General features: G+C 62.4%; 14 protein-coding genes and 1 pseudogene. 4 read left to right on the plus strand and 11 right to left on the minus strand.

Annotated features, from left to right (window positions below; genetic code table 11):
• The 4 genes from QMX88_RS29925 to cynS form a co-directional block, all read right to left on the minus strand.
• Positions 1-813: alpha/beta fold hydrolase (locus QMX88_RS29925; protein ID WP_442969502.1), on the minus strand; the 813-nt coding region annotated here is incomplete at its 3' end.
• A 476-nt stretch (positions 814-1,289) separates the two neighbouring features.
• Positions 1,290-2,171 carry a transcriptional regulator CynR gene (cynR, locus tag QMX88_RS26695; protein WP_282373268.1) on the minus strand — a complete coding sequence of 294 codons (882 nt, stop codon included), beginning with the start codon at positions 2,169-2,171 and terminating at the stop codon, positions 1,290-1,292.
• Positions 2,172-2,226: 55 nt separating this feature from the next.
• Positions 2,227-2,889 (minus strand): carbonic anhydrase, encoded by a 663-nt coding sequence (locus QMX88_RS26700; RefSeq protein ID WP_282373269.1) that lies wholly within the window; start codon positions 2,887-2,889, stop codon positions 2,227-2,229.
• Positions 2,890-3,008: 119 nt separating this feature from the next.
• Positions 3,009-3,476, minus strand: coding sequence for a cyanase (cynS, locus tag QMX88_RS26705; RefSeq protein WP_192172533.1), 468 nt, complete (start codon positions 3,474-3,476; stop codon positions 3,009-3,011).
• A gap of 379 nt (positions 3,477-3,855) precedes the next feature.
• Between cynS and copM the strand changes: the two genes are divergently transcribed.
• On the plus strand, positions 3,856-4,197 hold the full coding sequence (copM, locus tag QMX88_RS26710) for a CopM family metallochaperone (RefSeq protein ID WP_282373271.1): 342 nt from the start codon (positions 3,856-3,858) through the stop codon (positions 4,195-4,197).
• A 75-nt stretch (positions 4,198-4,272) separates the two neighbouring features.
• Here the strand turns inward: copM and QMX88_RS26715 are convergent, their stop codons facing one another.
• The 3 genes from QMX88_RS26715 to QMX88_RS26725 are packed head-to-tail and all read right to left on the minus strand — an operon-like array spanning position 4,273 to position 6,155.
• Complete coding sequence (locus tag QMX88_RS26715) at positions 4,273-4,707, minus strand: GNAT family acetyltransferase (RefSeq protein ID WP_282373272.1); 435 nt, start codon at positions 4,705-4,707, stop codon at positions 4,273-4,275.
• A 60-nt stretch (positions 4,708-4,767) separates the two neighbouring features.
• Positions 4,768-5,439, minus strand: coding sequence for a LysE family translocator (locus tag QMX88_RS26720; protein ID WP_282373273.1), 672 nt, complete (start codon positions 5,437-5,439; stop codon positions 4,768-4,770).
• A gap of 53 nt (positions 5,440-5,492) precedes the next feature.
• Positions 5,493-6,155 (minus strand): NADPH-dependent F420 reductase, encoded by a 663-nt coding sequence (locus tag QMX88_RS26725; protein WP_282373274.1) that lies wholly within the window; start codon positions 6,153-6,155, stop codon positions 5,493-5,495.
• A 103-nt stretch (positions 6,156-6,258) separates the two neighbouring features.
• Between QMX88_RS26725 and QMX88_RS26730 the strand changes: the two genes are divergently transcribed.
• Positions 6,259-7,146 carry a LysR family transcriptional regulator gene (locus tag QMX88_RS26730; RefSeq protein WP_282373275.1) on the plus strand — a complete coding sequence of 296 codons (888 nt, stop codon included), beginning with the start codon at positions 6,259-6,261 and terminating at the stop codon, positions 7,144-7,146.
• 124 nt (positions 7,147-7,270) lie between these two features.
• Positions 7,271-7,660: pseudogene (locus tag QMX88_RS26735) on the plus strand (MFS transporter); the annotation flags it as partial.
• A 12-nt stretch (positions 7,661-7,672) separates the two neighbouring features.
• Here QMX88_RS26735 and QMX88_RS26740 read toward each other — a convergent pair.
• Positions 7,673-9,130: an MFS transporter gene (locus QMX88_RS26740; protein ID WP_282373276.1), complete on the minus strand. Its 1,458-nt coding sequence runs from the start codon at positions 9,128-9,130 to the stop codon at positions 7,673-7,675.
• A 112-nt stretch (positions 9,131-9,242) separates the two neighbouring features.
• Positions 9,243-9,716 (minus strand): nuclear transport factor 2 family protein, encoded by a 474-nt coding sequence (locus QMX88_RS26745; RefSeq protein ID WP_282373278.1) that lies wholly within the window; start codon positions 9,714-9,716, stop codon positions 9,243-9,245.
• Between the two features lie 150 nt (positions 9,717-9,866).
• Here QMX88_RS26745 and QMX88_RS26750 point away from each other — a divergent pair, with 150 nt between their 5' ends.
• Positions 9,867-10,721, plus strand: a complete 855-nt coding sequence (locus QMX88_RS26750) for a LysR family transcriptional regulator (protein WP_282373279.1) — start codon at positions 9,867-9,869, stop codon at positions 10,719-10,721.
• Between the two features lie 59 nt (positions 10,722-10,780).
• On the opposite strand, the gene QMX88_RS26755 is transcribed toward QMX88_RS26750, so the two are convergent.
• Positions 10,781-11,959, minus strand: a complete 1,179-nt coding sequence (locus QMX88_RS26755; protein WP_282373280.1) for an MFS transporter — start codon at positions 11,957-11,959, stop codon at positions 10,781-10,783.
• Positions 11,960-12,061: 102 nt separating this feature from the next.
• A partial coding sequence (locus tag QMX88_RS26760) for a GNAT family N-acetyltransferase (protein ID WP_282373282.1) occupies positions 12,062-12,353 on the minus strand: 292 nt, incomplete at its 5' end.

The following is a 12,353-nucleotide window of genomic DNA, read 5'->3' on the forward strand; positions in this document are numbered from 1 at the left end:
GACCTGAGGTCGGAGGTGCGCCATGCTCCCTCCGGGACTGCGCCAGCCGGCTGATCCAGCACGTATCGGCGGCCAGCGTTTTACGCTGCATGCTGGCAGAATGCAATTTGGCTTCCAGAAAAGACTCGGGCGGCAAGATAAAGGTTCCGGCGCCGGGAATGATTCGCCAGGTCGGTATGGAGTATTTGTAGTTGGAGGCTGAGCTTTTAGTTTGCTGACAGCTGCGCATCGCCTGCGTCCCACCCGCCGCCCAGCGCCCGGAAGGTCGCGACGGCAGCGCGGGCGTCGTTGGCGTTGAGCTGGGCCATCTGATCGCGGGCCCTCAGCAGTTCGCCCCGGGAGGCGGCGGGTGGTTTGGGCAAAAAGCTCGATCAGTTCCGGCAGGCGCGCGGCGGGGGTGGCGCCGTACAGCGTGTTCAGCAGGCACAAGCCATGAACGTTCTCGGGATGCTCCAACGCGAAATTGATCGCGGCAGGGCCTGCGGCATCGTGGGCAACCGGGACGATTTTGCCCAGCTGCAGGCCCTCGACCACCGCCTGCAAATCGCCCAATTGCTGCCTGAAGCTGTAAACCGCGCCGTCGTGTTTGTCCGAAGCACCAAAGCCCAGAAAATCAAAGGTCACCACGCTACGGCCAGCTAGGGTCAGGTGAGGCACCAGACCGTCGTAGATGTGCAGGTTGTCGGGAAAGCCGTGCATCAACACAAAAGCCGGCCCGGTGCCTGGGTAGTGCCGCGCATACAGCCGACCGCCCTCGCGGGCAATCCAGTGTTCGGTGTAGGGCGTGGCCAGGGGCTGGTCAGAAATGCTCATCAGAAATCCTCACGGTTAAAGGTGCAGCCGAGCATGGCCGGGGCCTGTCGAGGCCCGCGTTCATCGATCAACGCAGCGACTACGGGTGGGGCACCCCGGGGTTGGCCGGTGCCGATGTGAGACAGGATGCGGCTCTTGGATGATGGTCACAATGTCATTGATCCCACCTTTTCGGACACAGCTTTCACGGGCGCCGCGGGAGCAGTGGCCTCCGCGAATTTCCTTCTCTATCCATTGCTCCTGCCTGCCCCGGCGCGCTTCGATGGCCTCCTGGCAATGGGGTTTTCTGGGGATTTCGACCGCCGCGCTACGCCCCCGCGTACCCTCGTAGGACTGGCTTTAGCCGGGAACGCGTTGGGCGTCACGCTACAGACGGATGACATGCACACTGGCCTCTTCCCGGCTAAAGCCGGTCCTACGAAAAGCACCGCGTATAGCCGCCAGGACCGGCTTTGGCCGGGAAGGGGCGTCTGGCGCTAATCAGCCATCCGCCCCAGCACCAACGCCATGAACGCCACCGACGCTGCGCTGTGATAGTTGTTCCGGCGGCGCAGGAGCGATGCCCCGCGTTGGGGCGCCGTGTCGGTCAGCGGGAGGGTATGCAGTCCGCGGTCTCGCGTGGCAATCGGTTCGGGGAGAAGGGTCGCCATCGGCGTGTGGCGGATCACCTCAAGCAGGGTGGCTACCGAGTTGACTTCGATCACCACCCTGGGCGTGATGCCCGCGCGGGTGAAATAACCGTCGACGCAGGTCCGGGTTGCGAAGTCCGCTGTCAGCAGCGCGAAATCCAGGTCCGCCACCTGAGCGGCGGTCAGCGGGCTCGGTGAGTCATACAAGGGGTGATCCCGGCCCACCATCAACCCGAGGGTTTCGACAAATGCCGGGATGCACTCGATGTCGGGGTTGCGCACCTGATCGAACGCGATGGCGATGTCCAGCGAATCATCGGCCAGCCCCCGCTCGATGTCGCCCATGGACAGCTCGGAAATGTCCAGATGGATGTTCGGGAACCGCGCGGCGTAGTCACGCACCAGCGGGCCGACCAGATAGGCCATGAACGTCGGGGTCATGGCCAGGCGCAGGCTGCCCCGGGACAGATCCTTGACGTCGTGCAACGCGCGCTTGCCCGCCGCCAGCTCCACCAGCACCCGCCGCGCGCATTCGATATACGCCAGGCCTGCGTCGGTGGGTTTGACCGTGCGAGAGGTGCGGTCGAAGAGGCTCACCCCGAGGCTCTCTTCGAGCTGGCGGATCTGCTGCGAAAGCGTCGGCTGCGAGACATGCAGCACCTCCGCTGCACGGGTGAAACCTCCGTGGTCGGCGACCGCCAACAGGTAACGCAGGTGTCGTAACAGCATGGGATTGTTCACCAAGGGCAAGGGCAGACCGGGTGAGTGTACGTCCAGCCTCGCCTCATGCGGCGGCATTTGCCTGGCGAGCGTGCACGGCGCAGGTGGAAGGGTGATCCAGCAACGACTTGAAGCTGCGGTTATCGGCGTCCAGGGCGTCGATCGAGCCAGTCTCGATGTCGTAGACCCAGCCGTGCAGATTCAACAGACCTCTGTCCTGAGCCAGGCGCACGCTGGGGTGGGTTTGCAGATTGGCCAGTTGCGCGATGACGTTTTCGCGCACCATCGAACCCACCTTTGCCGCTTCGCTGATGTGAACCCGCGACTCGTGGATGACCTTCGCCGAGGCCGCATGCTCCAGCCAGCCGGCCACGGCGGGCAGGTGATTCATGCAAGTGCACTTGGCGACCGCCGTCATCGCACCGCAATCGGAATGGCCGCAAATCACGATGTCGGTCACGCCCAACACGGCGACGGCGTATTCAACGGTGGCCGACACGCCGCCCGGGTGCGGACTGTAAGACGGCACGATATTGCCGGCGTTGCGGATCACGAACAGCTCGCCGGGTTCCTGCTGGGTCAACAGCTCCGGCACCACGCGGCTGTCCGAACAGGTGATGAACAGCGTCCCGGGATGCTGGGTCGTCGCCAGGTGCTTGAACAGATCGGTGCGTTGTGGAAACACTTCTTTCTGAAACTTTAAAAGACCGTCGATGAGTGCCTTCATCATGTATTCCTCTCTCCGTCATTAAACGTACGTTGTGATCAGTGAGTTCAACCGCTGCCCTTTAGTGCTTGAAGCGGGCCCGCCGTTGCGGCGGGTCCACCTCTCAGCGCGGATGCAACTTAGAACGGGCGCAGTGGGAGGAACTTGCCGTCCAGGGTAATCACCGCGCGATGGCCGCCTTCGGGGTCCTCAACTTTCTTCATGTCCAGTTTGAAGTTGATCGCGCTGATGATGCCATCGCCGAATTGTTCGTGGACCAGCGCTTTGAGGGTGGTGCCATAGATCTGGATCATCTCGTAAAAGCGGTAGATGGTCGGGTCGGTAGGCACGCCGCCAAGGCTGCCGCGCAACGGGATGATCTGCAGGCGGGCAACGGCGTCGTCGTTCAGCTCAAGCTTCTCGCCAATCACTTTCGCCGCATCGGCCGGCAGCGGGTGCTGGCCCAATAGCGCGGCGGTGACATAGGCCAGGCCCAGGCCGGTGCCGTCGGTCAGGTCCTGGAAGGACAGGTTCTTGCGCTGTTTGGCGTCGAGGATTTCGGCGGTGAGTGCGAGGCTGGTGTCGTTGTAGGCGTGGGACTGCGTCATGGTTTTCTCCTGGCGATGGTTGGACTTGCCGGTTGATGATGCTGATGTGGGTGGTGAGGCGTGGAGCAATCATCTTCCCATCCGCCGATAGCGTCCAAGACCGATAAACAATCCTTCGCATAACCGCTGCCTATGGATCGGCGCCAGCATGCCCATTGGTCTCAGGCTCTGGCTCAGCCCCCTCGAAATCGGTTGCCGATCGTGGTGCGAAAATGCTCGACCAGAAAAAATCCACGAACACCCGGGTTTTGGGCTCAAGGATGCATTCGGGCATTGAACGATGTGTTTTAAACGGCAATCGAGAATGCGCTTGACCTTGCCGCAATGGAAAGGTCTAGCGTGACAGCTTCGTCTCTACCCTTATCCAGGATGCTTCGTCATGAAAAAGATTGCCGCCGTTGTCAGCGTCATTGCTCTCCTTTCCGTAACCGCCGTCAGGGCCGACCAGACGGAGGACGTCAAACAGATGCATGAGGCTTACCAGCAATCGATGGGCGCCATGAAAGACGACATGCACCACGGCATGATGAGTGACGAGCCCGATGTGGCGTTTGCGGCCGGCATGCTGCCGCACCACGAAGGCGCGGTGGAGATGGCCAAGATCGAGCTGAAATACGGCAAGGATCCGGAGATGCTGGAGCTGGCGCGCAAGATTGTGGCGGCGCAGGCAGCGGAAATCACGCAGATGAAGAATTGGCTGAAGGCGCATCCGGCTCAGTAAAGCAACCAAGTAATGCGCCCCTGACCAGGCGCGCAGACAACGGGGCAGGGCAAGGAGGCCGCTGCGTCGAACGCATCAATGGGTGATGTTCGATTCGATTTTCTTGCCCATGCTGATGCGCGGTTCGGTTGAGTAACCCATAGACTCATAGAACGCCTGGACGCTTGCATTGGTGCTGACGATCTGCAGGTTGATTTTCATGCACCCCCGCAATGTCAGGGCGTGCTCTGCATGACGAACCAGCTGCATGCCTACGCCATTTCTGCGATGAGACGGGTGCACCGTCACCGCGTACAGCCATCCACGATGACCGTCGTAGCCGGCCAGAACGGTCCCCACCACCTCGTTTTTCGTCAGGGCAACAAAAAAGAGGCCGTCCGATACAGCCAGCTTTTTGTCGATGGCGAGGCCGGGCGTGTTATGGGCGGTTTCGTAGCCGAATGCGGCGTCCCAGAGTTCGATCACGGCCTGGCGATGAAGCGTGTCCGAATAGTCGGTGATGACAGCCATGGTGAGGCTCCTTGTTCAGCGGAATGGGCGGTGAGATTCTCTGCGCTGGCGATCGCCAGCTTATCTTCCCGGAACCAGTGCCAGCCGACAGGCCAATCCCAGAAAGACCGCACCCAATAGCTGATTAAGGCGCTTGGCAATGCGGGCATTGGTCGCCAGCGTGTGCCCGATTTTACTGGCGAGGAGTATCACGGCGCCGTTCACCAGCAAACCAATGACGTTCAGAACCGTGGCGAATATCAGCATCTGCGCGACCAGCGAAGCTTTCGCCGGATCAACGAACTGCGGAAACAACGCCAACACGAACAATGCCATCTTCGGGTTGAGCAGATTGGTCACAACTCCCTGCCGAAAGATACTCAGAAGGGGCGTGGCTGCGAGGTCCGCATCTGCACGCAGCGGCGATGGGGCGCTGAACGCTTTCCAGGCGAGAAAAACCAGATAGGCAGCCCCCGCGAACCGCACCGCGTCGTAGGCAGCGGGAACATTGATCAACAATTGCGACAATCCGAGTGCGGCAGCCAGCGCGTGACAATAGGTGCCCACCTGAATGCCCGCCAGCGAAACGAAACCGGATGCTCTGCCCTGGCTCATGCTCCGCGATGCAATCAACAGCATGTCCGGGCCCGGTGTCAGCGTAAGCGCCAGGCAGGCGCCAGCGAAAAGCAGCAATACTGAGAGATCGATCATCAAGTTCCTTCCCGAGGCAATACGAACGGCATGTGCAGGCACGCATGTTACCGTAAGGTGGCGCTGGCTGGAGGTCCCTTGCGGGAGGACGCCATTCAGTGGCGCCACGAGCCATGGGGCAATTCAATGTGCCTTTCAGCCTTGGCCAGCGCGACTTTCAGCGCCTCCCGGTTCAATGGAATGCAGTAAGCGGGTTTGGCCCGTTCGAATCGCCAGCTTTCGTCGAGGTTACCGGCGTCAACCGCGTCAAATCCCACCTCGTCCAGCAGTTGTATGGCCAGCGCTTTCGCCGCAGGGTCATCGGCGGCCACCGGCAGTGCGCGTCGGTCGTGGGCCGTAACTGGCCGAGCATCCCGGATGAGGTCATCCGCCAGGATCGCATTGAACACCTTGACCACGCTGGCGCCAGGCAAATGCTCGGCAAGCAGCCGGCTGGTGGTGGTCTCACATCTGTCGAGCGCCGGGAAAGAGCCGTCCCGTTCGGGGTAGTAGTTATTGGCATCCAGCACCGTTTTACCGGCAAGCCAATTAGCTGAAAGGGTGGGGTAGTGCTTGAAGGGAATGGCGACCAGGACCACATCGCCAAAGGCAGCAGCGTCCTCAGTCGTGCCGATTCGGACGCCGGGTATCTGGACGAGCAGGCCGTTCAGGGTCTGTGGGCCACGTGAATTGCTGAGCATGACTTCATGACCTGCGGCGATGACCCGTTGCGCCACTGCCTGGCCGATAAAGCCTGCCCCGATGATGCCGATGCGCATGTGATGACTCCTGTGGTGGGCTGGAAGCGGTCATGATGATTGCGAACCAGCCGCAGATAAATAATCATCAGGCACTTAGTCTCCCCACCCGGAGTGTTGAATCATGGATCGTCTCAGCAGCATGGAAGCCTTCGTCACGGCGGCGGAATGCGGCTCCTACGCCAAGGCGGCCGAACGCCTGGGGTTGTCGCCGCAAATGGTCGCCAAGCATGTCGCTGCGATCGAGCATCGACTCGGCGCACGACTGCTGAACCGCACCACGCGGCGCCAGAGCCTGACCGATCTGGGCCAGGCGTATCTGGAACGCTGCAAACACATCCTGAGTGAAGCGAAGGCGGCGGATTCCCTTGGGGAGATGATGAACGACACCCCGCGCGGCAAGCTGAAAATCAGCGCCCCCACTACCTTTGGCTCCTCTCGCCTCATGCCCTTCGTGACGGAATTTCTCCGGCAGCATCCCGAGATTGAAATCGATCTGCAATTGACTGATCGCTTGGTTGATCTGATGGAGGAGGGGGTCGATATCGCGTTCAGGATCGGCCCGCTTGACGTCTCCAGCCTGACCGCCCGGCCGCTGGCGCCTTATCAACTGGTCGCTTGCGCCGCGCCTGGCTATCTGGCCGAACGCGGCGTGCCGCAACGTCCGCAGGACCTGAATCAGCATGAGTGCCTGGGGTACGCCTGGTGGTCGCGGCCGACTGACCGCGAGTGGGTTTTCTGCCAAGGGTCAACGGTGGAACGGGTTCAGGTGGCCAGTCGATTGAGGGTCAATGAGGTCCGGGCGCTGCTCTCTGCGGCGCTGGACGGTTTCGGCATTGTGCTCGGACCTTGGGATTTCCTCGAGTCTGCGGTACGCAGCGGCGCGCTGGTGCGAGTGTTGCCTGACTATGAGGCGCCGAGCCGGGCCATGCATATGCTCTACACCGGCAGCCGACAGCGAACGGCCAAGCTGCGCCGATTCATTGATGCGGCGCTTGAGCGTTTTGGTTAAGCCGCAGCGGCGAGGACTCCCGAGGGTAGCCCACGGTCAGGCTTCAGGCGGGTCACCCGCTTCCATCGGCATGTCGATGCGCAGCCCGTCCCATACGCCCATCACATGAGTAATTGCGGCGTGAGTGCCGGACTACCCGGGTCAATCATCTTCCCGGCGCATGCCGCTGCGTCAGGTTTTGTTCACGCCGGGCGTGCGTCCTGTCCTTGGCGTGGTGCTGACCTGGATGCTCGCCCACAACATTCTCTACACCTACGTCGCGCCCTTCGTTTCCCTCGCCGGGCTGGGTCGCCATGTCGATCTGGTGCTGCTGGTGTTCGGCATTGCCGCGCTGGTCGGCATCTGGGTCGCAGGGCATCTGGGCGGTGTGCTGCTCGATCACTGGGGGACGGGCGCCTTTGCGTGGGTGATGTTGCTGGTGCTGCTGATCAGCATGGTGATTGCGTTCCGTGCGCGGGCCCATGGGTTTGTGCAGGGTGGACGAGCTGCCGGGCAGGTGGTTGCGGGTCATTAAGGTGCACGCCGCTTAACCCGCTGACCGGGTGGCGGCTTTTCCATCGGGCAACGCCGGCTCGCGTACCAGCGTGATACTCAGCAGCATCCCCGCGCCCAGGCAGAGCGCGATGCACGATAGCGCGATGATGAAGGCGTGAGTGATGGCTGGCGGGTCAGTGCGTCCATCGAGGAGGGTGTAGAACACCCCGCCAATCACTGCAACGCTCAGCGCTGTGCTGATTTGCAGCGTTGAGCTGGCGACGCCGGCGATCATGCCCGAATACACAGGCGCCACGCGGCCCGTCACCATGCGCATGAGGGTGGGAAGCCCGAGCCCCTGCCCGAAACCGATCATGAAGAGCAGGGCGGCAAGCAGTGCCGGCGCCGGGTACACGCCGGCCGGCGTCGCACTGAGCAGCCAGACCATGCCGATAAAGCCGGCTGACTCCAGGCCCATGCCCGTCGCATTGACGTACACACCGAGCGACCGTTTGCAGAGGGGCGCCATGAGCGGCCCGAGCAGAAATCCGGCGCCGAAGGGCAGAAACACCAGCCCCGCGCTCAGCGCAGAGGTCTCCAGTGCCCCTTGCAGATAGATCGAGAACAACAGGAAAAACGGCGCGATCGTGTAAAACAGCAGGGCAATGACCAGCGCGCGACCCAGCCCCGGGACGTTCAGCGCGTGGGGATCCAGCAGTGGCGAGCCGCCGGCAGCACTCAGCCGCGCTTCATAGCGCCAGAACACCCACGCCAGCAACGGCACTGCCGTCAGTGAACACCAGGCCCACAGCGGCCATCCTGCTTCTCGCCCCTTGATCAGCGGCATGATCAGCGCGGCCAGGGTCAGGATCGAAAGGGCCACGCCCCCCAGATCGAGTGTGTTCGGATTTCGCGCACGGATTTCCTTCAGCACAGGTAGGCCGAACAGCAAAATCAGCCCTGCAACCGGCAGGTTAACGAGGAAAATGACCCGCCAGCCCAGTCCGAACAGATTCAGCGAAATCAGAATCCCGCCCAATGCCTGCCCGATGACCGACGCCAGCCCGAACACAGCACCGTACAGACTGAGCGCGAGGGGCTTTTCCGAATCCGGGAAGATGGCCTGCACCGATGCCAGTGCCTGCGGTGCCATCACTGCGGCGGTTATGCCCTGCAATGCGCGTCCGCCGACCAGCGACCATGGCGACCAGGCAAACCCGCACAGCAATGACGCCCCCGCGAACCCGGTCAGGCCGATGAAAAACACACGGCCGCGGCCATAGAGGTCGCCGAGCCGCCCACCGGTAATCAGTGTCACGGCGTACAGCCCGGCGTAGGCGGAAATGACCAGTTGCTCAGCGGAGACGCTGGCGTTTAAATCCTGCTTGATCGATGGCAATGCCACGTTGACGATAAAAAAATCCAGCGGTGGCAGAAACGCGCCGACCAGCAGGATCACGAACATCGCCCAGCGGCGCGGATCATGTGGCAACGTATTTTTTACAGACATGGGTGGACCTCCCTACGCAACCTTGGCGTTGCGATCGGATGAAAAAGGGGCAATCAATAGACGAGCGCATCGCCTTGGCAAGCTTGCGATGCGCTGTTGAGGCGAAGAGGTCTCAGACGCGCTCGAAGGCTTCGGAACCTGCAATCGGCGTCCAGTTGAGCAGCGGGGTCAGGAAGTGCAACTCGAAGCGGCGAGACGTGAATCGCCACTGTCCATCGCGACGCTCGAAGCGGTCGTGGTAAAGGCCGCTGACCTGGACCGGGCCTTTTTCCCGATCATGAAACAGGCAGTCCGCCGCGACGGTTGCCGAGGCCATTGCCCCCTGGATTTGAATCATGGGGTTGGACATCCAGTGATGCATGTGCGGCAACTTGATCCAGCTGGTGTGAGCCATGGCGACGATCTCTTCAAGGCTTCGCCCAGCGCCAAAATCCGGCAGATCCAGCGTGGCGTCGGGGTGCCAGAGGCTGCGCAGCAAGTCGATGTCCATCAGGTCAAAGGCGTTGGCGTAGCCGGAAATGAGCGATTCGATCGCCGCGCGGCTTTCCAGGGCTTCAAGCCGTGCAGTGAGCATTTCAATGTTCATGATGTTCCTCTCGGTAGCGCGTGGGTTGGGCCTCCACGCTGTGGACGTGCCCTGAGTGTTTTGCTGAGAAGCGCCATTGTGCGAGCCGTGCAGTTGCTTGGGGACTGCCATTGCTGCATCTTCGGCGTTCACTTTTGTACGAGGTACGCCATGGACTGGAATGACCTGCGCGTCTTTCTCGCCGTCGCCCGCAGCGGTTCACTGGGGGCCGCCGCAAAGCTGTTGGGCGTAAGCCATCCCACCGTGGGGCGGCGCCTGCATGTGCTGGAGCAGAGCAGTGGTGAAGTGTTCTTTCGCCGCACGGCGACCGGCCTGGTATTGACCGACAGCGGTGAGCGCATCTTCGAGCTGGCGCAGGAGATGGAGCGCAGCGCGCTGACGATCGAGCGGCGCATCGCCGGCGAAAGCGAGCAATTCGAAGGCCTGCTGCGCATCTCGTCGGCGGACTGGTTTGCCGGCTATGTGCTCGGGCCTGTGCTGGCCGAACTGCTCCGGCGCCATCCCCTGATCGCGCCCGAACTGATCGCCGGACAACGGCTGTCCGACCTGACCCGCAGAGAGGCCGACATTGCGTTTCGGATCGTCCCGTTCACCGAGCCGGACATCGTCCAGCGTCGCTTGACCACCCTGAACTACGGTTTGTACGTGGGCGCACAGCAGCCATTCTCTCCGGATGCTGGCGGTGAAGGCGTCCGGTTAATCACCATGGACACCGCGCAATCCCATTACCCGGACGTCATCTGGCTGCGAGCGCTGTACCCGCAAGCCCGGGTCGTCTTTACCAGCAGCAGCCGCACGGTGCAGGCGCGCATGTGCGCCCTCGGGCTTGGCGTCTGCGTATTGCCGCGCGTCCTTGGAGATCAGGCCGCCGGGCTCAGGCTGCTGGACGCCGGCCAGGCCCCGCCCGGGCGGGATATCTGGATGGGCTATCACCACGACATGCGGCAAATGGACCGGCTTCGCGCATTCGCGGACCTTGCCGGGCAGATGATTGGCGAAGACTGACCCTGGGCGGTCTCAGGCATCAGTCTCCGGGCAATACCCGGACGTCAGTTACAACGCCTTCAGTCGCACAACGCCTGGCTGCGACGCATCGCAATCGGTCGCACCAGACTCAGCAATCCTGCCAGGGCCATGGCCGCGCCGACCCACAGCGGCGAACGCAGACCCAGGCCTGCATCGATCGTCACACCCCCCGCCCAACTGCCGAATGCCAGTCCGGCGGTGATGACCGAGGTGTGCATGATGTTCACCAGCGCGCCGGGCTCGGCCGCTTTCATGACGCGCGCGACCATCGCAGGGTTCAGCGCCACACCGGTCAGCCCGAGGGCGAGGAAGCACATCACGTTCAGCCACAGATGATCCCCGGCCAGGGCGAAGCCCGACAATGCCAGCACCATGATCGCCAGACCCCAGCCGACGATCGCCATCATGTAGCGATCCGCCAATCGGCCCACCACCCAGTTGCCCAGCACGTTGGCGACGCCATACAGCGCCAGCAGCGGCGCGACGAATTTCGGCGCGACGCCGACTTCCTGAATCAGGATGGGCGTGCAGTAGCTGAACGCGGCAAAGGTGGCGCCGATGATCAAGCCGCTGGTGAGGTACGCCGCCCAGAGGGGCGCATTCTTCATGTCCGCGACTTGTTGGCGTAGCGGCGGTTCGCTGCCATTGGCGCCTGCCGGCAGGCGTTTGCTCGCCAGCACCGTGCAGAGCATCGCCAGCACCACCACCAGCCAGGCGCTCGCACGCCAGCCGAAGTGTTGCTCGACCCACGTGGTCAGCGGCACGCCGACGACAGGGGACAGCATCAGCCCGGCGAGGACCACCGAAACCGCTCGACCGCGTCGTTCCGGGGTGACGAGGCCTGCGCACACCGTCATGCACAAACCGATGCAGACGGCACTGGAAATGCCCATGACCACGCGAGCCGCGGCAAGCACCAGATAGCTTTGAGCGCCCGCTGCGACTGCGCCGGCCAGCACATAGCAGACGAGCAGCGCGATCAGAGAGCGTTTGTTGCTGACGCCTTTGGACAGCAGCAACACGGTCACAAGGGGGCCGCCGATGGCCATGCCTAAAGCGTAAAAGGCGATCAGGTTGCCGACTTGGGCGAGGCTGACCGAGAACGCGTCGGCCAGCGCGGGCATCATGCCGGCGACCATGAATTCGGCCGTCACCAGCGAGAAGATCGTCAGGCCCAGAAGGTAGACGGTGGACGGGAGTTTGCTGCGGCTGGACATGGGGTTCCTGAGGGGTAAAGAAGGCCGGCTACCCTAGGGATTGAGGCGGGGCAGGTCAACAGGCAATCAGCTAACTGCCCCGGGAAACCAGTGCCTGCTGCATCATCCCGAGGTCTGCGGCTGCCTGGCCAACCATTCATTGCGCGTCAACTCCCAAAGCTCCTGAACCATTGGGCCGGAGACAAAGTGGCCGTCCCGGCGCTGGATCATGCGCATGCCCTCGCGTTCGGAGATCTTCCTCGATGCCTCGTTGCCCGCCGCTTTGGGCACCTGCATCACCGGGCGCTGCAGGGTTTCGAACCAGAAGGCGTTGATCACTTCGCACGCCTCCCGCATATACCCCTGACCTCGCCATAGCGGCGCCAGCCAGAAACCCCGGTGGTTCTCGGGCTGA

Origin of the sequence: Pseudomonas sp. PS02290 (assembly GCF_029960075.1) — a bacterium.
GTDB lineage: Bacteria > Pseudomonadota > Gammaproteobacteria > Pseudomonadales > Pseudomonadaceae > Aquipseudomonas.